Origin of the sequence: Candidatus Sodalis pierantonius str. SOPE (assembly GCF_000517405.1) — a bacterium.
Lineage (GTDB): Bacteria > Pseudomonadota > Gammaproteobacteria > Enterobacterales > Enterobacteriaceae > Sodalis_C > Sodalis_C pierantonii.
Window position 1 is genome coordinate 3,423,234 of sequence record NZ_CP006568.1, and the last position, 20,672, is coordinate 3,443,905.

Sequence of the window (20,672 nt, forward strand, 5' to 3'; positions counted from 1 at the left end):
ACGGCTCATCTTGTAAATCAAGAGGTAACCAATGAAAAAGTATGCGTTAGTCGGCACCGGGGGACGCGCCGGTCTTTATATCAACGCCATCGCGACGGATTTCAGCGCCCGGGCGTGCTGGGTGGCGTTCTGCGATACCAACCGCGTCAGAATGGCCTACGCCAACCGACTCATCGGCGCACAGGGACACGCGCCGGTGCCGCTCTATCATGCGCAGGAATTCGATCGCATGATCGCCGAGACCCGACCGGATGTGGTAATCGTCACCTCTATCGATCGCACCCATCATCATTATATCGTGCGGGCGATGGAACTGGGCTGCAATGTGGTCAGCGAAAAACCGATGACTATCGATGAAGATAAGTGCCAGGCTATTCTGGACGCTATTCTGGACGCTATCCGGCGCACCGGCAGGCAGTTACGCGTCACTTTCAATTATCGCTACGCGCCGCATCACAGCAAAATCCGCGAGCTGCTGGCGGCCGGTACTATTGGCGAGGTCTTCTCGGTCCATTTTGAATGGCTGCTGAATACCCAGCACGGCGCCGATTATTTTCGCCGCTGGCATCGCGATAAACGCAACAGCGGCGGGCTGCTGGTCCATAAATCGACGCATCATTTCGATTTGGTCAATTTCTGGCTGGGTAGCGAGCCGAAGACGGTTTACGCCCAGGGAGATTTACGCTTTTACGGCCGGGCTAACGCCGAACAGCGCGGCATTACGGATTTCTACGCCCGCTGCCACCAAAACCCGGTGGCCGAGCGCGACCCCTTCGCGCTGCAAATGGCGCAAAGCCCGACCCTGCGCGCCCTTTATCTGGAAGCGGAACAGGAAGATGGCTATTTTCGCGATAAAGCGTGTTCGACGACGGCATCAGCATTGAGGACGTCATGGGGGTGATGGTGCGCTATAAAAACCGCGCCATCATGACCTATTCGCTTAACGCTTATCTTCCTTGGGAATGTAGCGATGCAAAATATTTTGGACTAATTTGCAAGCAATTCTGGACTCCTTTAAACCCTAAAAAATGGCCATTTTGGACAGTCCAGAATTGTTTGCAAAAAGGGAATCAGGCGAAATTGCGGACGATCAACTCGCGCTTGCAATGGCGGTTGCTGCCCAATGAGTATTTTAGATCAACAACGTCGATATGAAGATTTTTGAATATTTGCCTCATTTCTGGGATATCATTAATTGAAATAATCATTTTCCCTGATATCGAATGAGCCAGACTATCGATGATGCTGTATTGCTCCAGGGTAAACGCCACGCCATAGCCTTGAGTCTTCCAGTAAGGTGGATCAAGATAGAACAATGTGTGTGGCCTATAATATTTTTCAATGCAAGCCTGCCACCCAAGATGCTCTATGGTTGCCTCAGATAAACGCAGGTGAGCCTGTGATAGCTGTTCTTCGATCCTTAGGAGGTTCAATGCTTGTGATCGTACAGCGGAAGTACCAAAGCTCTGCCCGCTCACTTTGCCACCAAATGTGAGCTGCTGAAGATAGTAAAACCGGGCGGCTCGCTGGATATCGGTCAGCGTTTGCGGAGGTGTTTCTTTCAGCCAATCAAACAGCTGCCTGCTACTAAAGGCCCACTTGAACTGGCGTACAAACTCCTCCAAATGATGTTTTACTACCCGATAGGGGTTTATCAAATCTCCGTTGATATCGTTCAACACTTCGACCGTGGATGGATCCTTACTGAAAAACAGCGCAGCCCCCCCACAGAATGGTTCAACGTAACATTCGTGCTCAGGAAAGCACGATAGAAGACGTTTAGCTAGACGCCGCTTCTCTCCCACCCATGGTATGATTGGCGTACTCATTGATGCAATCCTTATGCAACACTATAAATCTTACCGATCAACAATCAACTATTGATCGTCAAAATAATTATTACTGCGACTGCAACATATAGATACTATCGGGAGCGTAGTGGTTATAAATTCCGTGTTGAAAAATAACAAATAAAATCAATTAATTAGAACCCATCGACTGATACAATAGATATGATAATTCCATAATTGATTTTTACGTTATACACGAAAATACCTCTATACACAGGTTTCTGCTATACAACATATAGGTTATAATCAAAAGTTAAGGACGTAATGTTATTGATGATTAATTTATTTGGATGATAACTTATTGTTAATTATAAGATTTTTAAAGAAAATTTGAAACCGATATCTCTACAACTAAATAAAAAGTTGGACTCTTTACAGGCATTACGAAATGTTGCTGCTTTATTAGTCCTTTTTTTTCATTACCGTTTTTATCTTCGTGATAATGATGAAATCGGCACTTCCGTATGGGATATTATTTTAGGGAAAGGAATAATAGGTGTTGATGTTTTCTTTGTCGCTTTGTTGAATAAATCCGAAATTTGTGACGACTTTCTCCCTATCAGGGCGATTGTTACATGATGCGGACGCTGTTTGGCATTCCTAACAGCGTGATCCGGTTAAGCGCTTTGACCATTGCCATAGCCTCACCTACCTGCGCGTCATAGTCATGCAGGCTCAGATGACCACCCAGAAGTGTTTTAAACCGGAACATGGCCGTTTCAGCCAGTGAACGCCGGTGATAACCTACTTTCTTTTTCCAGGTATCGTTATTGCCGCTCAGATGCTGATTTGCCACCGCATGGTTACGCTCATGGTATCGAGCTGGCCAATATTGCGCACCACTTCGCGGTGGGATAAGCGGCTTTATTTTTTTCCTCAGCAGAGCATCATGACAGTAACGCGTATCGTAAGCACTGTCAGCCGACGCTTCCCTGATTTTCCGGTGGGTTTGGTTAATCAGCCCGGGCAACGCCTGCGCATCTATCGTACCGCTTAGCGATAAATCGGCACAGATAATTTCATGTGTCGCGCTATCTACTGCCAGATGAAGCTTGCGCCATACTCTGCGCCTCTCAGCCCCATGCTGCCTGACTTTCCATTCGCCTTCGCCGAAGATTTTCAAGCCGGTGCCATCGATGACCAGGTGTGAGATTTCGCCGCGGGTTGGCGTTTTTATGCTGATGTCGACGGTTTTTGCTCGCCGGCTGACCAGAGAGTAATCTGGGCAGCGCAGCGACAGCCCCATCAGTTTAAAAATCGCGTCAACGAAACCCTGTAACGCTCGGAGCGAAAGGTTAAACACGCGCTTTATCATCAGAACCGTGGTAATGGCCATATCGGTGTAGTGAAGCGGCCGGCCACGATGTTCAGGTGGTGTACTCTCAGTCCGTGCAGCAATGGCTGACTCATCAAGCCATACTGTCAGGTCCCCCCGCTGCCTGAGCGCATTGTTGTATGCGGGCCAGTTGGTGATTTTAAACTTTTGCTTTGCCATGGGGACCTGATATTGAAACGAATGTAGTGATCAGAGCCGCCAGTCACCTAAAAGTTCGATTTATTCAACAAAGCCAGTCTGCATGACTATGACGCGCAGGTAGGTGAGGCAATGACAATGGTTAAAGCACTTAACCGGATCACACTGTTAGGAATGCCAAACAGCGTCCGCATCATGTAACAATCGCCCTGATAGGGAGGAAGTCGTCACAAATTTCGGATTTATTCAACAAAGCGCTGGCGTATTGCTGGGCATCGGACTTTGCCTGACCGGGTGGTCCAATTCCATTATCATGCTTTGGCTGTGCGCCGGAATTTTAGTCGGACTAGCGGACGGTAGCGGGTATCTGTTGACGTTGTCTAACTGTGTTAAATGGTTTCCCGAACGCAAGGGCCTGATTTCTGCCTGCGCTATTGGCGCCTATGGGTTGGGCAGTCTGGGCTTCAAATACATCAACAGCCAGCTGCTGGACCGCTATAGTCTGCCGTTGACGTTTGCATTATGGAGCGGTATCGTAGTGATAATGGTCGTGGCCGGCGCTCTTATGATGAAAGACGCGCCGCGCCAGGAAGACCGGCAGCGTGCCGGGGTCCGGGATTACACCTTGGCCGAATCCATGCGTATGCCGCAATATTGGTTATTGGCGCTGATGTTTGTTACCGCCTGTATGAGCGGGTTATATGTTATCGGCGTTGCCAAAGATATCGGCGAGAATCTGGTCCATTTATCGACGGCGGTGGCGGCCAATGCGGTCACTATTATTGCCGTCGCCAATCTTAGCGGGCGCCTGGTGCTGGGCGTCCTGTCCGATAAAATGTCCCGCCTTCGGGTCGTCTCACTGGCCCAGGTCATCGCCATGGCGGGGATGAGCATGCTGTTATTCGTTCATCTTAACGAGACACTGTTCTTTATCTCACTGGCCTGCGTGGCGTTCAGTTTTGGTGGGACCATTACGGTATACCCGTCGCTGGTCAGCGATTTCTTCGGACTGAATAATTTAACCAAGAATTACGGCATTATTTATCTGGGTTTCGGCGTGGGTAGCATTATCGGCTCCCTTGTGGCGTCGCTGTTCGGCGGATTTATGGTGACGTTCCAACTGATAGCGGCTCTACTGGTGATCGCGTTGATGATTTCGCTGACCCTGCGCTAGCCGGGGGCTGTCGATAAGCGCGGCTACCTTTTAGGGCATGCCCACGGCGAATAACAACCTGCCCCGGCCTCCGGTCGGCGGGCTTTTGCCGTTATCGCCGATCTTGGCATGCGCCGCGCCATTATCGCAGGCCTTGGTCCGCACTGCGCCGTTACGGCTGGCCTTGGCTTGCGCCGTGCCGTTACCACCGACCTCGTCTTGCCCCAAGGCGTCGGCTGGGGCTGAGCGCCTTTTATCAATTTGCTGCTAGGCTTACTGATAGTGCTTTAAACAGTAAGGTTTTATAAAATTAGTAAGGAGCCTATCGTGGCCTATGAGCAAATAATGCCGTTATCCTCCCTGTCGCAAATGACCCCTTGCAAAATAACCGTCGGAAAGACCGATATACTGGTAATCCGCCGCGGTGAAGAGGTCTATGCCCTGGAAGCCACCTGCCCGCACACTCCGGCGCGCCGCTGGAAAAGGGGGCGCTGTGCGAAGACAAACTGGTCTGCCCGTGGCATAAATCGGTGTTCGCCATCACTGAAAGTCGCCCGGGCTCTCTGCTGGAACCGCCTTCACTGCGGGCACTGAAACGTTTCCCGGTGAAGGTGGAGCAAGATGCCGTCTGGATCGACCCGCAACCGCTTGACGAAGCCACTCCCTTGCAGGCGGCGGATAAACAGCCTACCTATGTGGTATTGGGCACCGGCGCCGGCGGTAGCGCGGCGATAAAAGCGCTGCGTGAGAATGGTTTTACCGGCAGGCTGGTGGTGGTTGAACGTGAAAAACAGGCCCCCTACGATCGTACCGCGCTATCGAAATTTGTGCCGCAGGGCGATATGGATATCCATGACGTGCCCTCCCTGCTGCCGGAATCCTACTATCAGCAACAACAGATAGAGCGCATCAATGGCAATGTGGAAGAACTGGACAACCAGCGCCATCGTTTACGTCTGGAAGACGGTAAGACCCTTTCCTATGATCGTTTACTGTTAGCCACCGGCGCCACGCCGCCGCGGCCGGACCTGCCTGGCAAAGCGCTACGCGGCGTGGAGGTATTGCGCAGCTGGGAACAGGCGGCGACGCTGGTTGCCACCGTCGAGCGGGAGCACCGGCTGGTCATTATCGGCAATAGCTTTATCGGTATGGAGGTGGCGGCGGCGCTGCGTAAACAAGCCATAGAGGTCACGGTCGTTTCGCCCCATCCTTTACCGTTTGAAAAACAATTCGGCACCGAGTTGGGCCGCTTTTTCCGCCGCCGTCACCAGGAGAAAGGCGTCACCTTTGTCGACGGCGATCCGGCCGCTTTTGAAGGGGAAAAAGCGTCAGCGCGGTGACACTGAAAGACGGCCGACGTATTGATGCGACGCTGGTTCTGCTGGCGACGGGCGTGGCGCCGGCGACTCGATTCATCCACGATCTGCCGCTCAATGACGACGGCAGCCTGACCGTTGACCGGACGATGAAGGTGTCCGCAGACATTTATGCCATCGGTGACATCGCGACGTTCCCGCTGGACGGCAATCCTACCCGCATTGAACACTGGCGCGTGGCGCAGCAGCACGGACGTGTCGCCGCCGGTGCGATGATGGATAAGCCACACCCCTATGATGCCTTACCCTTTTTTTGGACCCAGCATTACGGCGTTCGCTATGAATATTTGGGCCATGCCGCTAAATGGGATCAGCAGGAAATTATCGGCTCGCCGGATGAGGATAACTTCGTCTCGCTGTATGGCCTGAAAGGAAATCTGGTGACGGTCGTGGCGGTCGGCCGGATGTGCACGACCGGCGTGCTATTGATTAAAATGGGCGAAAAACTCGGTTTTACCGAGGCGCAGCGCATCGTCGCCGACACCCACGAAGCGGAAAGTTGACCGCGCGCCGGCGCCGATTCCCTTTACCGTAGCGCAAAATTTTGCCGGCAAACATGTGCGCCGCCAGAGGTCGATGATATGATGCGCTGCCGGCACGCAACGGGGCGGCGACTCTCCGCCTCATCCTGCTCCGGCCCAGGGACGATGAACGTTCTCGTCCGCTATTTCAGGTAAGGAAAAGGACAGACAGGCAATGACACAGCCCCTATTTATGGTTGGTGCGCGCGGATGCGGCAAGACCACGGTGGGTCAGGCATTAGCGCGGGTATTGGGATATGCATTTACCGATACCGACGAGATGTTGTGGCGGTCTACCGGCAAGACTGTGGCAGAGATCGTCGCTGACGAAGGCTGGGCGGGCTTTCGGGCAAGGGAGAGCGAAATCCTGACAAGCGTTATTCAAGGGCAAACCGTGGTGGCCACGGGCGGCGGTATTATTTTATCGGCGGCTAACCGACATTTCATGCGCGCGCGCGGCACCGTGGTGTATCTGCACGTGTCGGCGCAGGAGCTTGCGCGCCGTCTACAGGTGTACCCCGATGAGGAGCAGCGGCCCAGTTTGACGGGGAAACCGATGATTGAAGAAATCGCCGACGTGCTCGCCGCACGTGAAAAACTCTATCAAGAAGCGGCACACCACATATTGGACGCCAGTCAGGCGGCGCCGGACGATGTGGTCTACGCCATTTTACAACAGCTCTATCCCAGCGCGGCGAGTTAATAACCGGGCGACTTGGGGAGGCGTGATGAGAGGTTAATCGCTTCAGCCGACGAGGCGCGGCGTGTTGGCTATACTTACCTTACGTGAGCACAACTATAAGGAAGTAACTATGGCAAGCAAATCTCCCTATCCGCGCGAAGCGCACATCGTTAAAAAAAGAGAAGGGGCCGGCCGGCAAGAGCAAAACCGTCTATGAGTTGCGTGCCGACCATCCCCATCCCAATACCCTTATCAGTGAACACGACACTGAGCAAGAAGCGCTGGATTCCAAAGAGCGCTATGAGGATGAAAACAAAAGCTGATCTTCCGGCGGCAGGACCTCGCGTCCTGCCGTTTCTACACGCTTTCCACCGTTGCGCATCACGCTTTGTCACATCATCGGCGTAAAAGATAATTCATGCTACTCTGCTGCCGTCATGGCCCAATAGGGTCAAGTGGTTGAGAATGAAGCGTATTGCTCGCGCGCGGGTCGTTATCGTTAAGATCAACACGATAGTGTTTAAATTTTTAATTAATAGCGATAAACCGATATGTGTGAGGCAGCCGGCGCACCGCGGACGGGGCGCGCAAACCGGTGAAACATTGTCTTGACGCCGACGCGTAGGCGATGAATGATAAAAACTTCGACATCAGTTCACCTGCAAAAAAAATAACATTATGTCGACATTGGAAAACGCCGCCGCGGTGTTAACGTTGTTCGTCCAGCCGGGCACGGATGCGCTGCCGGAAAGTCTGTCCTTCAGCGACATGGCCCGTCGTTTCCCCTTGCCAAAAAGTACGCTTTCCCGGCTGCTTATCGCAATGGAATCGCAGGGACTGCTCGCGCGGGATCCCCACAACCGCCATTACCGGGTCGGCCACCTGCTGCGCTCATTGAGCCCGCCTGCACCGCAGAGCGGGCCGGCTACGCTTGCTGAGCGGGCGGCGCAGGCGCTACATCAGCTCAGCGCACGCTATCGCTGCACTGGTTATTTATGCATGCTGCATCGGGATAAAGTCCGTATCGTGGACCGATTTCAAAGCAGCGCCGCCGCGCCCGCGGTCTATGCGGTAGGCAGCCATTTGCCCGCCATGAACACGGCGGTCGGCAGAGCGTTGTTGGCCTGTTTTTCCGAGCGGGAAGTCATAGCGCGGTTGATGCCACGCCAGGGTAGGCTGGGGGGATTTAATCAGCCCGGCATTGTCCGCTTGCTGCAGCGATTGTCATTGGTGCGCGGGCAGGGCTGGGACTTCAATCGCAATGAAACCCGCTCGGGTTACAGCGCGCTCGCAACGGCGCTGGCGGACAGCGAGCGGAGTGAGCAGATCGGCTTATGTCTGTCTTTCGTGAACGCCGGCGATAAAGGTGCCTTCCCGACCGATAAGTTGGCGGGTTTGCAGTTCGCTACGCGGATGATTGCCCAACGAATCTATCAGTAAATCGGCGGCGCAAAATTTGTTTGTCCCGGCCGGGGTTTTTGTAGAAAAGGGCGTGACGCCCGCCGAGTCGCCTTTTACACTGGTATGACATTAATTGATTAGGAAAAGACCGATGCTGAAGGTGAATGACTATTTTGCAGGGAAAGTGAAGTCCATTGGATTCGACGCCGCCAGCACGGGCCGTGCCAGCGTTGGCGTTATGGAGGCAGGGGAGTACACCTTTACCACCGGCCAGCCGGAAGAAATGACGGTCGTTAGCGGCGCGCTTAAGACGCTGCTGCCCAGCGCCAACGATTGGCAGGTTTTTATGCCGGGGGAGTCGTTCTACGTGCAGGCACACAGCGAATTTTGCCTGCAGCTGGCGGAAACCAGCAGCTATTTATGCAGGTATCTTAGCCACTCGCGCTGAACGGGTTGGCGCAAGGCCTGCGCCGTCCCGTCCACCGTTGACGCCGCTGGGCCGGGAGGGGGCAATCTTTGCTCTCATCCCGCTTCGTTCGCGCCAGGCATACGACATTGCGTAACCTGCGCTGGCCGCGAGCCCGGCGGCATTGCCGCCTCTGCGCCGCCGCGTCCTGAAGCAATCGGTTAGGGCCATCGCCGCGCCGATTCGTCTCAGGGTTAACCGGCGGGCGGGTCAACCGTGCTTTTTCCCTGCGGCCGCCTCGGTTAGCCCTGACGCTGCGCCTCGCCTCCCAGCCCCGCAATCAGCTCAGTGATTAAAGCCGCCAATTCACCGGTCATGAGGGTAAAATCGGCGTCGAAACGGGCGGCAAAATGGTCGCGATCGATAATCATCATTTTGCTCGCGTAGCGTATCGGCGAATTTTAACCGTTTAACCGTGCCATCATCGCCCAGCACAAACTGCACTCGCTCCCGCCAATCCAGCGCCAGCTTGGTCACCAGTTTGCCTGCCTCGATATGCACCGCGATTTCGTCGCTGGACAAATCCTGCTTTTTACAGCGAACGATGCCGCCTTCTTCCAGCAGCGCTTTTAGCTCAGCCTCATCTTTGCATGGCGAAGCCGGCGGCAGGATCGCCGCTGCGTACCCATTCGGTCAGGGTCATTTCAATCGGTTTTTCCATAGTCAGCGACACCTGCTGGTTCCGATTTCACCCGATCACTAATTCTGATTTCATCCGATCACTGATTCCGGTCGCCCGATCAGCGATTCCGATTCTGTCCGATCGCTCATCTTCTGTTCCGCCATACTCTGGAGACTTTTAGCTTCCGGGGGCATGGCATGGCACGTAAAAAGAAGAAAGCGAGAACGGAAATGTGCATCTATATTAATGTCTTACGTATGAAATTCTAGCAACGTCGCTCGAATCGCACTATCGCAGCAGCGCTCGGCATAGGCTGTACTACCGTGCACGATCTCCTCGGCCGATTCACGGTAGCTAACCTGGTCTGGCCATTGCCGGCGGAACTGTCCCCCGTCGACCTCGACCGCCTGCTCTATCCCGGCAAATCCGGAAAAGTTATCAATACCTTACCCAGCTGGCTTGATATCGATACCGAGTTAAGCCGCAAGGGCATGACCAAGCAGCTGCTCTGGATAGAATATCAGTCCGCCGTGGGCGGTGATGCCCTCGGTTACTCACAGTTTTGTGCACTGTTCCGTGACTGGAAAAAGAAGCAGCGGCGTTCCATGCGCATGGAGCACAAGGCTGGCGAAAAGCTCTTCATCGACTTCTGTGGCCCCACCGTACCTATCGTCAACTCTGCGACCGGTAGCGTACGCCAGGTCGCTATCTTCGTCGCTACCATGGGCGTGTCAGGCTATGCGTATATCGAAGCCTGCGAAGGCCAGGACATGGTATCGTGGCTCAACGCCAATAGCCGCTGCCTGCACTTCATGGGTGGGGTTCCGGAGCTGATGATACCTGATAATCTGCGCAGCGCTGTCAGCACCCCTGACCGCTATGAGCCGGTCATAAACCAGAGCTACCAGGCGCTGGCAAATCACTATGAGACAGTGGTGCTACCGGCGCGCCCGAGAAAACCGAAAGACAAGGCGAAGGCAGAATCAACTGTGCAGCTGGTAGAACGCTGGGTTTTGGCCCGGTTGCGTAAACGTAGGTTCTACTCGCTGGCCGAACTCAACCAGGTGATACGAGAACTCAATCATGAGTTGAATTTGCGCCCGATGCGTCATTACGGCGGACAAAGTCGCCTTGAACGCTTCGAGCAGCTGTACAAACCGGCTCTTGGGCCTCTACCGCCCACACAATGGGAATACAGTGAGTATCTCGTTGCCCGAGTGGGACCTGATTACCACATAGACTACGGCAAAAACTGGTACTCGGTGCCGCATCCGCTGGTTGGCGAGCGCGTTGACGTCATCGCCACCCAACGGCTGGTGCAAATCCACCATAAGGGCGTCTGCGTGGCTACGCACCCTCGCAGCGATAACGCCTATAGGCACACGACTCAGGCGGCGCACATGCCGGCTAACCATAAGGGGCAGAGTCAGTGGACGCCGGAAAGGCTGTGCAGTTGGGCGCTGTCGGTGGGTGTGTGCACACTGAAAGTGGTTGAGTCCATCCAAAAGAGCAAAGCCCATCCGGAGCAGGCTTACCGCTCCGTGCTGGGGCTACTCAATCTGCAACGGCGCTATGAGACGACTCGACTGGAGAAGGCCTGCGCGCTGGCGTTGGAGAAAGGGTGCATTAACCGCTCTTTCATAGCCAACGTATTGAAACACGGTCGTGAAAGTGAGGTCACCCAGGACGGAGCCGGCGTATCAATGCTGGTTCACGAAAACCTCCGAGGTCCGGACAATTATCACTAAGGAGAATAAATATGGATACACTGTTAATGGCTCTGCGAGAGCTGAAGTTGTCGGCAATGGTCCAGGCGTTGGAGACGCAACGCGAACTCCCGGGGAGTTATGGGGAGCTGGGGTTCGAGGAGCGGTTGTCGCTGATGGTAGAAGCGAAAATTTATATAGAAAAAACAAACACATATTCCGTCTGCGACGGCAATCGCAAATGCGCTTGCAGGCAAAACCGGAAGATATCCGCTATATCCCTAGCCGAGGAGTGACACCGGAACAGATGCGAGATCTGCTAGGGGGACAATATCTGAAATATCAGAAAAGCATACTCATCACGGGGCCAACAGGTACGGGCAAAACCTGGCTCAGTTGTGCGCTTGGTGAGCAGGCATGCCGGCAGCAATATAGCGTGCGTTACTGGCGAGTGGGTCGGTTGCTGGCCCATCTTCACCAGTGTCAGGTAGACGGGACCTATCTAAAACAGCTTAATCAGTTAGAAAAAATAGAGTTACTGATCTTGGACGACGTGGGCCTAGAATCAATAAGTCCGATGCAGGCAACGATGCTGTTGGAGGTGATGGAAGATCGCTACGACAAAAGCAGCAGCATCCTGATCAGTCAACTGCCGGTGAAAAAATGGTATGGACTGATAGAAAACCCCACGACAGCTGACGCGTTACTCGATCGGTTAGTACACCCCAGCTATAGACTGGAACTTAAAGACGAATCACTACGCAAAGAGCAAGGAGTAGCCAGCACAGGAAAAATAGACTAAACCCGAGTCAGAAGATGAGCGAACACGTGAACGAATATCACTGGAATGGGTGATCGGAAAATATCGGAATAACTGATCGGATGTCGCCGGAACAGCTGATCGGATACGTCGGAATCTGCAACACCACCGGCAACGAGCCGATAGATTTGCGCAGCAGGACCCTGTACACGATTCTGTGTAAATGCCTTTTCTCAGAAGTGACCGTCCAGGCGGTCACCGAACTCGATAATAAAGCGGCTCATTGCCATGCGCCAGTCCCTCAAAGGCATTGTCCATTTCTGTGAGGCCGCCTGTATCGCCAGCCACACCACCTTTTTCACTGCGTCGTCGGTCGGGAACACCTTGCGCTTTTTGATGGCATGCCGGATCACGCTGTTTAACGACTCGATGGCGTTGGTCGTGTAGATCACCTTGCGGATGTCCGTTGGGTAGGCAAAGAACGTGGCCAGATTGGCCCAGTTTGCCTGCCAGCTTCGACTTATTTGCGGGTAGCGGATGTCCCAGGCACTGGAGAACGCTTCCAGCGCCTGCAAGCCGGCTTCTTCCGTAGGGGCCTGATAGATAGCTTTCAGGTCGCGGGTGACGGCCTTGTAGTCCTTCCAGGAGACGAACCGCAGGCTGTTGCGCACCATATGTACGATACACAGCTGGAGCCGCGCCTCCGGATACACCGCGTTAATAGCGTCAGGGAAACCTTTCAGCCCGTCTACGCAGGCGATAAGGATATCGTTCAGGCCGCGGTTTTTCAGCTCTGTCAGCACGTTCAGCCAGAACTTTGCGCCTTCATTTTCGGCCAGCCACATACCTAGCAACTCTTTCTGGCCTTCGATGTTGATGCCCAGCGCCAGGAACACAGATTTGTTGATGATGCGGCTGTCCTGCCGGACTTTTAGAACGATACAGTCAAGATAAACAATGGGATAGACTGCATCCAGAGGCCGGTTTTGCCATTCGACAACCTGCTCCATGACCGCATCGGTGACCTTTGAGACCAGCGCCGGCGAGACATCGGCGTCATACAGCTCTTTGAACGCGGCGGCGATCTCGCGGGTGGTCATCCCTTTGGCGTACAACGATAAAATCTGGTTATCCATCCCGGTAATCCGGGTCTGGTTCTTCTTCACCAGTTGCGGTTCAAAGGAACCGTCACGATCGCGCGGAGTACGCAGCGCCAGCGGGCCATCGCCAGTGGTAACGGTTTTTGTGGAATAGCCGTTGCGGGCGTTGGTCCCCGGTTTAGGCTGATTTTTATCGTAGCCGAGGTGATGGGTCATTTCGGCATTGAGAGCTGCTTCGACGCTGATTTTTTTCAGCAGCCGATCGAAGTGACTGAGATCTTCAGGGGTTTTGAGATTTTTGGCCAGTTCGTTAGCCAGAGCCTGCAACTGTTTTTCGTCCATAAATTAACCTGTTTTTGATGTTGGATTGAACATATCAAAATCAGGCAAATACACAAATTTCTAAACAGGCTCCGCAGCAGCGCCAGACAATCTTCCGCTTTTTTGGCGCTGCCGGTGTCGACCAGTACCAGATTATTGACCCGATCCAGCCACAATAACGTTTGGCCAAAACGGCTGAAGGCGCGAGGCATCAATGTGTGCAGCACTTCGTCCTTGAGCGCGTCTTTTTCGGTTTTACGCAGTTTCCGGCTTTGTTCATTTTCCAGTTTGTCGATTTTGCCCGCTTTGTTGAATAAATCCGAAATTTTTGACGACTTCCTCCTTATCAGGGCGATTGTTACATGATGCGGACGCTGTTTGGCATTCCTAACAACGTGATCCGGTTAAGCGCTTTGACCATTGCCATAGCCTCACCTACCTGCGCGTCATAGTCATGCAGACTCAGATGACCACCCAGAAGTATTTTAAACCGGAACATGGCCGTTTCAGCCAGTGAACGCCGGTGATAACCTACTTTCTTTTTCCAGGTATCGTTATTGCCGCTCAGATGCTGATTTGCCACCGCATGGTTACGCTCATGGTATCGAGCTGGCCAATATTGCGCACCACTTCGCGGTGGGATAAGCGGCTTTATTTTTTTCCTCAGCAGAGCATCATGACAGTAACGCGTATCGTAAGCACTGTCAGCCGACGCTTCCCTGATTTTCCGGTGGGTTTGGTTAATCAGCCCGGGCAGCGCCTGCGCATCTGTCGTACCGCTTAGCGATAAATCGGCACAGATAATTTCATGTGTCGCGCTATCTACTGCCAGATGAAGCTTGCGCCATACTCTGCGCCTCTCAGCCCCATGCTGCCTGACTTTCCATTCGCCTTCGCCGAAGATTTTCAGGCCGGTGCCATCGATGACCAGGTGTGAGATTTCGCCGCGGGTTGGCGTTTTTATGCTGATGTCGACGGTTTTTGCTCGCCGGCTGACCAGAGAGTAATCTGGGCAGCGCAGCGACAGCCCCATCAGTTTAAAAATCGAGTCAACGAAACCCTGTAACGCCCGGAGCGAAAGGTTAAACACGCGCTTTATCATCAGAACCGTGGTAATGGCCATATCGGTGTAGTGAAGCGGCCGGCCACGATGTTCAGGTGGTGTACTCTCAGTCCATGCAGCAATGGCTGACTCATCAAGCCATACTGTCAGGTCCCCCCGCTGCCTGAGCGCATTGTTATATGCGGGCCAGTTGGTGATTTTAAACTTTTGCTTTGCCATGGGGACCTGATGTTGAAACGAATGTAGTGATCAGAGCCGCCAGTCACCTAAAAGTTCGATTTATTCAACAAAGCCGATTTTGCCCTGTAGCTCCTGCTTTATCACCGAGGACGGTAGAATTTTTTCTTCCTTGCGCAGGCAAAGCAGGACATGTCCCGGTATCGCATGGGTCAGCACGTCGCTCTTGGCGCCCATGGGCGGAACCCAGCCGAATTTCGCCATCTCCTGACTGCCGCAGGGAGTGAAGGCGAAGGCGGACAACTGCTGTTCGATCTACTCCACCGACAGCTCGATCGGCCGGTTCAAACGGTAAATCATGACATTCTTAAACCACAACATAATAGATATCCCTGACCTGAGGCACCTCAACCGGTGCGATTTGCCAACAAACGCAGCGCGCATGATAACGAATTGCAGGCGCTTCCCCTAGGAAAAAGCGCACAGAGTTGTCCGTATTTGACGTTGAAGCGTGGTGTGTAACGGGCGGGGCAGGCACCGCCTGCGTTTGTCACAGGTTAAAAAAAAGGGCGCTCGGCATACCGAAGGTTCTGGAGAGGAGACCGGGGAGAGGCGCTTGCCGTAGCGCGTTAGAGGTGATTTCGCCTGTTACCGGCGTCGAAATTGCCTGATGGTTTTATGATTATTAATTACCTATTAATTTAATTTTATCAAAAAGCCGTATTACTGATGTAACCCATGCGCCAAGCGATAGCAAAAAGATAATAATTATTATTATAAAATAAATGATTCTCAAAATGCGGTATTCTTGTATTACCGTAAACATAGACTAACTTAATGGCGTAGCATCATTCTACTTCGTAAAAAATAAAGGAGTTAGCTTATGGAAACGCGGGATGTGGCTATCTGCGCCAACCGGGTGTCATGGGGATCACTTTTCAGTAGCGTTCTTACGGCATTCTCTATTTCACTCTTATTAGCGCTGCTCGGTAGCGCACTAGGATTTAGCATGGTCGATCCCTGGGTGCAGCGACCGGCCGGCGATGATGGCCGGTGTGACGCACGGCTTCTTGACCTGGGCGCTATCGCTGCTGTTGGCGGTTATCATTAGTGGCTTCATTATTAGTGGTGCATTACGTTTGGCGGGAAATATGCTCGACGCAGCGGGCAGCGCCGCCGAAAATATCGTTACGGCGGTGGGGAATAATAGCGATGAATTAGCGGGGGCGTTGAACAATGGGTTGGGGAAATTAACCCTGGACGATTCTCTGCCCGCCGATGCGTCGCCAAAAAATATAACCGATGTGCTGCAAAACAGTGAAGTTGAAGCGCTGCATCCCGACTATCTTCAGTGCCAGCTTAAGGAAATACGTGCGGAAGTCAGCCAGGCGGTCGCCGAGGCGATGCGCGCCCCTGAGCGCAGTGAGCAGATTATGGCAGGGCTGGCTGAGAGGTTGAAGTAGCGCACGGATGCCGTAGCCGACGATATCAAGCGCGACGACGTGCATCAGGCGCTGGCCAATAGTAATCGTACTATGACGCCGGAGGCGTTGAATCAGGCGACCGATAAGGTGATGCGCGATAAACAGCAGGCGGCAGAAACGATAAAACAACGGATCGATACGCTGCAGCAGAACGTCAGCCACGCGCGGGAAGATTTGCAGCGCTGGCGCGAGGAAATGAAACAACGCGCCGATAAGGCCGCTGCCGCCAGCGCCAAGTCCGCGCTTTGGTTATTCATTACCCTATTGCAGGGGGCGATAGTCAGCGCCGCCGGCGGCTGGTGGGGAGTAAGAAGTGGCGATCGCTATCACGTTCTCTAACCCTGCCACGGTTGCACGCACGGGGTGATGGGCGCCACAAAGCCAGGCTGAAACGTTACCCCACGGCGGGAATAGCTCAACTTTTTCCGTCGAATATTCTATGCTGATCCCCAAATAGTGCGCCGTGCTGCTTCCTGCCGCTTATCGCGGGGGCCACGGCGCCGGTAGATAACCGGAGCGGGGGCTGGCAACGTGCGTATCGGCATTGATTTGGGGGGTACCAAAATCGAGGTAATAGCGCTGGATGACGAGGGTCAAGCGATATTACGCAAACGGGTCGCGACGCCGCGCGATGATTATCCGGGGACGGTGGAGACCATCGTGGCGCTGGTCGAGCGGGTGGAACAGGAGACAGGCCAGAGCGGCAGCGTCGGCGTTGGTATTCCCGGAACCCTGTCACCCTATACCGGCAAAGTGAAAAATGCCAATTCGGTATGGCTTAACGGTCAGCGTCTGGATAAGGACTTGCAGACCCGGCTGCAGCGGTCGGTAAGGATGGCCAACGACGCCAATTGCATGGCGGTGCCGGGATGGGTATGAGTACCGTGTTTGCAGTGATAATCGGTACCGGTTGCGGTTTGGGTATCGCCCTTAATGGCAAAGTGCACAGCGGCGGCAATGGTGTGGCGGGGGAGTGGGGACATAATCCGCTGCCCTGGATGGATGAGGATGAAGGGCGCATTAAGCAAAAGGTTCCCTGCTACTGCGGAAAATCCGGCTGTACCGAAACTTTCATCTCCGGCACCGGTTTTATGCAGGATTACGCGAGGCTCAGCGGGCAACAGCGCAGTGGCGCGGAGATCGTCCATCTCGTCGCAGAAGGTGATAAATGGGCTGAGCGGGCGCTGAGTAATTATGAGCGACGGCTGGCCAAGGCCCTTGCGTAGGTAATCAATTTGCTCGATCCGGATGTCGTCGTGTTGGCGGGTGGAATGAGCAATGTCGACAGACTGTACGATTCGCTGCCGAGCTTAATAACGCCTTGGGTATTTGGCAACGAATGCCAGACGCCGATTCGTAAGGCGGTTCATGGCGACTCCAGCGGCGTGCGCGGCGTGGCTTTGGCCGCAGGAAGAAGCGCGCTGACTCGCGAACGATGCCAGCGTCACCCGCGCGGCGGCAGGTCGGGTTTACATAGCGCACCGGCGGAGAGTAGGGCTCCCGCCTGAGCGGCTCTCTTCGCGGCGACAGGCACCCGGCACCGCCTCTGGCACCGCCGCCTCGCCTCAGGCAGAGGCGTCAACGGCGGGCGGGGTGCAGTTGCCGTGGGCATAGGTTGCCAACTGCGTCAATAACGGTTCTGGTGGCGTTGCCGCCGGCAGAGGGGCCGGCCGTGCCAATGGTGGGTTGGGTGTCGTTGCCGCCAGCGGTCTCAATCGTCCACATCTTTGACCGGCGCATTGTCCGCCACCGCAAATTGTCGCTGAAGGCGACTGATGCCCAATCCATTAATCTTACTGACTTTTATTTGCACTGGGATACGCTCCTTCATCGCTTCCACGTGGCTTATCACGCCGATCATTTTACCGCTGGCGTTGAGGGTATCCAGCGCGTCCAGGGCGATATCCAGCGTCTGGGCGTCAAGGGTGCCGAATCCCTCGTCAAGGAACAGCGAGTCGATGCCCGTCTTATGACTGATCAAATCCGATAACACCAGCGCCAGACTGACCAGAAAACTCTCCCCGCCTGACAGCGTCCGAGTATCACGTATGGCGTCCGCCTGCCAGGTGTCCATCACTTCCAGCTCCAGCTCTTCGTGCGTTTTGCGTTGCAGTTGATAACGGCCGTGCAGGCGCGCCAACTGCTGGTTAGCCAGATAAATAAGGTGTTCTAACGTTAAACTCTGTGCGAATTTACGAAATTTATCCCCCTCTTTCGACCCGATGAGCTCATTGAGATAGGCCCAATCCTGACAACGGTCGCGGCTCTCTTCTATCTGCCACAGCAGCAGATGCTGTTCCCGCTGTCGCTGTTGATGGCTGCCCAACTGCTGCTATATTTCCTCTTGCCTGCGGGCAAGTTGGCGCAGTTGGTCATCCAACTCGGCCAGGCGCTCCGCCACCGCGGCGTCATCCTCCTCGGGCGACAGGGTAGGCGGACGGGCGGCCTCCACCTGTGCCAGCGCCTCGGCGGCCTGCTGCTGGCGGGCATCAGTACGCTGCTGCTGCGCGTTAAGCCGATCGCGACGTTCGCGCAGCGCATCCCGCTCGCCTGTAGGCAGCAGCGCAGCATCCAGGGCAGCGCTATCGGCAAACGAAGAGGTGCTCAACGCCTGTTGCAGCTGACTTGTGCTGGACGATGCCTGCTGAGCCAGCGTCTGCCGCTGGCGCGCCAGCGCACTGAGGCTGCCCGCCAGTTCATGCAGCTGACGCTGCGCTGCTTGTAGCTGTTGGCCGGCCTGAAGCTGCGCTTGTCGCAGCCGTTCACCGGTGCGGCGCAGCCGCGCGCCGAACTCGACGGTCGAGACATCGCCGGCCAGGGCATAACGCTGTCGGCTGGCGCCGGCCAGTTCAGCGTCGGTGGCCGTTAGCGCTTGCGTCAGCGCCGCCTGGCGTTGCATCAGGTCCGCGACGGTCTGCATCAGGGCGTCGACGCTGCCGTTCAGCGAGGTTATTTGGCTTATTAGCCGCTGCGCCTGTTCATGGCGCTGCTGCCACCTCTGCCACAGTTCCCGGCGAGCATCGAGCCACGCCGCGGTTTGCATCGGCTCCGGCACCGTTAACGCTGCCGCGTCGAGGGCGGCGGCAATCTCCTCGTTAAGCCGCGCGAGATCGGTTTGCTGCTGGGTCAGACTCAAGGTGGAGGCTTGCAGATTCTCCTCCAGGTCGCGTTGCTGCTGACCGTTTAGCGCCAGCGCCGACAGGCTGCGATCGTGGACAAGCTCGGCGGCGCTTAGTGCATCGCGCGCCGACTGCCACGCCAGGGTCGCCTGCTGTAGCTGTTCGAGCCGCTACGCCAGTTGAGTCTCTTCCCGTTCATAAGCCGCCAGCGCGTCTGCGGCCGCCTGCAGAGTCTCGGGCGTTAGCGTCGTCAGCTCGGGAAGGCGCAGGTTTTCGTCAGGCGCAATCGCCAGTTGCTTTACCGCCTGCCGCCAGCGTTGTTGTAGCTCGTCGCGCTGATGCGCCAAGGCCGTCAGCGTTTCCTCGCCCTGTTGGCACTGCGTAACCAGCAGGTGCAAACGGGTATCCCCCTCGATCTTCGCCGCGGCGCATTGGTCTACCTCGGTCTGCTGCTGCAACTGCTGCTCGGTGCGCCCGAGAGACAACGTCTGATAGGCATTTATCGCTGGATGCTGGGTGGCGCCGCACAGCGGGCACGGTTCATCGGCGCGCAGGGCGCGACGCTCATCCTCCAGCCGGACAATACGCCGTTCCAGCTCCAGCGTGGTTTTCGTCTGCCTCAGCAGCCGGGTTTTGTCCTCCAGCCTGGCGTGCAGCGCCGCTTGCTCCTGGCTTAACGTAAACCGCGTTTGCAGGCGTTGGGACTGCTGCGCCTCCTCCTGCCGGAGCCTATCCGCCAGCCCCGAGAGCTGCGGCAGCAGGGTGGTCAGCAACAGATAATGGGGCCGCTGCCCCTGCCGCCGTTTCCAGCGCGTCTCGAACGTAGTGCCGCTCTGCGCGTGGGCCTGTTCTTCCCGCCGCCGTTGCGCCTCGGCAAAGCTCAAGCTTAGCGCCTCGCGCTGCTGTGCCAGCCGCTGACTCTCCGTTAATCTCTGCTGACCTTCCGTTTGTAAAGCGGTAAGCCGCAACCGTTGCTGCGCCATGCGCTGTTCCAGGTTGCGGCAATGGGTTTGCGCTTCATCGCGGCGAGCGAACTGCTCACGTCACAGCGGGCGCTGCTTACCCCACAGGCGGCATGCGGCATGGCGGTCCAGCCAGTCACTCTCCTCCTGCGCCTGCTGACGAGCCTGGTGCAGCGCCTGCTGCTGTGTCGCCAGAGCAGCGCTTTCCTGACGATGGCGCTGCTGCAGCGGCAGAAGCTGACGCTTGAGGTCCTCTTGTTGTTGCCGCAGCGTGGCGATCTGCTGATCCAGCGGGATAAGCTGTTCCTCTATTATTTGCTGCTGCCGGCGCTGATCTTCCTCGTGCGCTGCCAGTTGTTCATCGGCGAGGCGCAGCGCTTGCGCCAGCGGCTGCAGCCGCGCCTGATCCTGCTTCTGGCGCTATTGCAACTGGGC

General features: G+C 55.2%; 16 protein-coding genes and 11 pseudogenes. 16 read left to right on the top strand and 11 right to left on the bottom strand.

All coding sequences use genetic code 11. From position 1 onward, the window contains the following. Positions 1–31: 31 nt before the first annotated feature. Positions 32–963, top strand: a pseudogene (locus SOPEG_RS17170) (Gfo/Idh/MocA family protein); the annotation flags it as partial. Between the two features lie 107 nt (positions 964–1,070). Here the strand turns inward: SOPEG_RS17170 and SOPEG_RS17175 are convergent. Then, entirely contained in the window at positions 1,071–1,838 is a 768-nt protein-coding gene (locus SOPEG_RS17175; protein ID WP_162149713.1) for a DNA adenine methylase, read from the bottom strand. A 375-nt stretch (positions 1,839–2,213) separates the two neighbouring features. Here SOPEG_RS17175 and SOPEG_RS27835 point away from each other — a divergent pair, with 375 nt between their 5' ends. Continuing rightward, positions 2,214–2,429 (top strand): hypothetical protein, encoded by a 216-nt coding sequence (locus tag SOPEG_RS27835; RefSeq protein WP_148297124.1) that lies wholly within the window; start codon positions 2,214–2,216, stop codon positions 2,427–2,429. Here the strand turns inward: SOPEG_RS27835 and SOPEG_RS17180 are convergent. Beyond that, complete coding sequence (locus SOPEG_RS17180; RefSeq protein ID WP_025246279.1) at positions 2,422–3,345, bottom strand: IS5-like element ISSoEn1 family transposase; 924 nt, start codon at positions 3,343–3,345, stop codon at positions 2,422–2,424. The genes SOPEG_RS27835 and SOPEG_RS17180 overlap by 8 nt on opposite strands. Before the next feature lie 75 nt (positions 3,346–3,420). Between SOPEG_RS17180 and SOPEG_RS27840 the strand changes: the two are divergent. Both SOPEG_RS27840 and SOPEG_RS17185 read left to right on the top strand, forming a co-directional pair. Beyond that, positions 3,421–3,525, top strand: a pseudogene (locus SOPEG_RS27840) (IS5/IS1182 family transposase); the annotation flags it as partial. Between the two features lie 55 nt (positions 3,526–3,580). Then, positions 3,581–4,498, top strand: a pseudogene (locus tag SOPEG_RS17185) (OFA family MFS transporter); the annotation flags it as partial. Between the two features lie 30 nt (positions 4,499–4,528). Here the strand turns inward: SOPEG_RS17185 and SOPEG_RS28385 are convergent. Continuing rightward, positions 4,529–4,705 (bottom strand): hypothetical protein, encoded by a 177-nt coding sequence (locus tag SOPEG_RS28385; RefSeq protein ID WP_158382448.1) that lies wholly within the window; start codon positions 4,703–4,705, stop codon positions 4,529–4,531. 141 nt (positions 4,706–4,846) lie between these two features. Here SOPEG_RS28385 and SOPEG_RS30285 point away from each other — a divergent pair, with 141 nt between their 5' ends. The 7 genes and pseudogenes from SOPEG_RS30285 (at position 4,847) to ppnP (ending at position 8,905) form a co-directional block, all read left to right on the top strand. Beyond that, on the top strand, positions 4,847–5,071 hold the full coding sequence (locus tag SOPEG_RS30285; protein ID WP_250635985.1) for a Rieske 2Fe-2S domain-containing protein: 225 nt from the start codon (positions 4,847–4,849) through the stop codon (positions 5,069–5,071). Then, positions 4,984–5,817 (top strand): FAD-dependent oxidoreductase, encoded by an 834-nt coding sequence (locus SOPEG_RS30290; protein WP_250635986.1) that lies wholly within the window; start codon positions 4,984–4,986, stop codon positions 5,815–5,817. The genes SOPEG_RS30285 and SOPEG_RS30290 overlap by 88 nt, the downstream gene beginning before the upstream one ends. Beyond that, on the top strand, positions 5,814–6,356 hold the full coding sequence (locus SOPEG_RS30295) for an FAD-dependent oxidoreductase (RefSeq protein ID WP_051419873.1): 543 nt from the start codon (positions 5,814–5,816) through the stop codon (positions 6,354–6,356). Before SOPEG_RS30290 ends, SOPEG_RS30295 begins: the two co-directional genes overlap by 4 nt. 193 nt (positions 6,357–6,549) lie before the next feature. Next, positions 6,550–7,077 carry a shikimate kinase AroL gene (gene aroL, locus SOPEG_RS17195; protein ID WP_025246280.1) on the top strand — a complete coding sequence of 176 codons (528 nt, stop codon included), beginning with the start codon at positions 6,550–6,552 and terminating at the stop codon, positions 7,075–7,077. A 109-nt stretch (positions 7,078–7,186) separates the two neighbouring features. Continuing rightward, positions 7,187–7,379: pseudogene (locus SOPEG_RS17200) on the top strand (hypothetical protein). A gap of 355 nt (positions 7,380–7,734) precedes the next feature. Then, positions 7,735–8,496 (top strand): IclR family transcriptional regulator, encoded by a 762-nt coding sequence (locus tag SOPEG_RS17205; protein ID WP_025246281.1) that lies wholly within the window; start codon positions 7,735–7,737, stop codon positions 8,494–8,496. A gap of 112 nt (positions 8,497–8,608) precedes the next feature. Further along, a complete protein-coding gene (ppnP, locus tag SOPEG_RS17210) occupies positions 8,609–8,905 on the top strand; it encodes a pyrimidine/purine nucleoside phosphorylase (protein ID WP_025246282.1) in 297 nt (98 codons plus the stop codon). A 260-nt stretch (positions 8,906–9,165) separates the two neighbouring features. Here the strand turns inward: ppnP and rdgC (SOPEG_RS17215) are convergent. Then, positions 9,166–9,596, bottom strand: a pseudogene (rdgC, locus tag SOPEG_RS17215) (recombination-associated protein RdgC); the annotation flags it as partial. Between the two features lie 146 nt (positions 9,597–9,742). On the opposite strand from rdgC (SOPEG_RS17215), the pseudogene istA reads away from it, so the two are divergent. Both istA and istB read left to right on the top strand, forming a co-directional pair. Next, a pseudogene (gene istA, locus SOPEG_RS17220) lies at positions 9,743–11,293 on the top strand (IS21 family transposase). A gap of 11 nt (positions 11,294–11,304) precedes the next feature. After that, a pseudogene (gene istB, locus SOPEG_RS17225) lies at positions 11,305–12,053 on the top strand (IS21-like element ISSoEn3 family helper ATPase IstB). Between the two features lie 191 nt (positions 12,054–12,244). Here istB and SOPEG_RS17230 read toward each other — a convergent pair. From SOPEG_RS17230 to rdgC (SOPEG_RS25185), 4 genes and pseudogenes are all read right to left on the bottom strand, one after another. Continuing rightward, complete coding sequence (locus SOPEG_RS17230; protein ID WP_025244030.1) at positions 12,245–13,453, bottom strand: IS256-like element ISSoEn2 family transposase; 1,209 nt, start codon at positions 13,451–13,453, stop codon at positions 12,245–12,247. Further along, a pseudogene (rdgC, locus tag SOPEG_RS30390) lies at positions 13,414–13,788 on the bottom strand (recombination-associated protein RdgC); the annotation flags it as partial. The pseudogene rdgC (SOPEG_RS30390) and the gene SOPEG_RS17230, both read right to left, overlap by 40 nt. Before the next feature lie 2 nt (positions 13,789–13,790). Further along, positions 13,791–14,714, bottom strand: a complete 924-nt coding sequence (locus SOPEG_RS17235; RefSeq protein ID WP_025243834.1) for an IS5-like element ISSoEn1 family transposase — start codon at positions 14,712–14,714, stop codon at positions 13,791–13,793. Between the two features lie 63 nt (positions 14,715–14,777). Next, positions 14,778–15,053 (bottom strand): annotated as a pseudogene (gene rdgC / locus SOPEG_RS25185) (recombination-associated protein RdgC); the annotation flags it as partial. 662 nt (positions 15,054–15,715) lie between these two features. Here rdgC (SOPEG_RS25185) and SOPEG_RS17240 point away from each other — a divergent pair. The 3 genes and pseudogenes from SOPEG_RS17240 to mak form a co-directional block, all read left to right on the top strand. Continuing rightward, complete coding sequence (locus tag SOPEG_RS17240) at positions 15,716–16,135, top strand: hypothetical protein (protein WP_025246286.1); 420 nt, start codon at positions 15,716–15,718, stop codon at positions 16,133–16,135. Positions 16,136–16,174: 39 nt separating this feature from the next. Further along, positions 16,175–16,495: a hypothetical protein gene (locus SOPEG_RS17245; RefSeq protein ID WP_038468223.1), complete on the top strand. Its 321-nt coding sequence runs from the start codon at positions 16,175–16,177 to the stop codon at positions 16,493–16,495. 192 nt (positions 16,496–16,687) lie between these two features. Then, a pseudogene (mak, locus tag SOPEG_RS17250) lies at positions 16,688–17,556 on the top strand (fructokinase); the annotation flags it as partial. 311 nt (positions 17,557–17,867) lie between these two features. On the opposite strand, the pseudogene SOPEG_RS26595 reads toward mak, so the two are convergent. The 3 genes and pseudogenes from SOPEG_RS26595 to SOPEG_RS26605 all read right to left on the bottom strand — a co-directional run. Continuing rightward, positions 17,868–18,464: pseudogene (locus SOPEG_RS26595) on the bottom strand (SbcC/MukB-like Walker B domain-containing protein); the annotation flags it as partial. Positions 18,465–18,488: 24 nt separating this feature from the next. Next, positions 18,489–19,292 (bottom strand): coiled-coil domain-containing protein, encoded by an 804-nt coding sequence (locus SOPEG_RS26600; protein ID WP_025246288.1) that lies wholly within the window; start codon positions 19,290–19,292, stop codon positions 18,489–18,491. A 153-nt stretch (positions 19,293–19,445) separates the two neighbouring features. Beyond that, positions 19,446–20,258 carry a hypothetical protein gene (locus SOPEG_RS26605; RefSeq protein WP_025246289.1) on the bottom strand — a complete coding sequence of 271 codons (813 nt, stop codon included), beginning with the start codon at positions 20,256–20,258 and terminating at the stop codon, positions 19,446–19,448. Positions 20,259–20,672: the final 414 nt, after the last annotated feature.

Bases quoted from the DNA above. Each gene is read 5' to 3' on its own strand.
- SOPEG_RS17180 (WP_025246279.1), bottom strand. From the start codon at position 3,345: ATGGCAAAGCAAAAGTTTAAAATCACCAACTGGCCCGCATACAACAAT.
- SOPEG_RS30285 (WP_250635985.1), top strand. From the start codon at position 4,847: ATGACCCCTTGCAAAATAACCGTCGGAAAGACCGATATACTGGTAATC.
- aroL (WP_025246280.1), top strand. From the start codon at position 6,550: ATGACACAGCCCCTATTTATGGTTGGTGCGCGCGGATGCGGCAAGACC.
- SOPEG_RS17205 (WP_025246281.1), top strand. From the start codon at position 7,735: ATGTCGACATTGGAAAACGCCGCCGCGGTGTTAACGTTGTTCGTCCAG.
- ppnP (WP_025246282.1), top strand. From the start codon at position 8,609: ATGCTGAAGGTGAATGACTATTTTGCAGGGAAAGTGAAGTCCATTGGA.
- SOPEG_RS17230 (WP_025244030.1), bottom strand. From the start codon at position 13,453: ATGGACGAAAAACAGTTGCAGGCTCTGGCTAACGAACTGGCCAAAAAT.
- SOPEG_RS17235 (WP_025243834.1), bottom strand. From the start codon at position 14,714: ATGGCAAAGCAAAAGTTTAAAATCACCAACTGGCCCGCATATAACAAT.
- SOPEG_RS17240 (WP_025246286.1), top strand. From the start codon at position 15,716: ATGATGGCCGGTGTGACGCACGGCTTCTTGACCTGGGCGCTATCGCTG.
- SOPEG_RS26605 (WP_025246289.1), bottom strand. From the start codon at position 20,258: ATGGCGCAGCAACGGTTGCGGCTTACCGCTTTACAAACGGAAGGTCAG.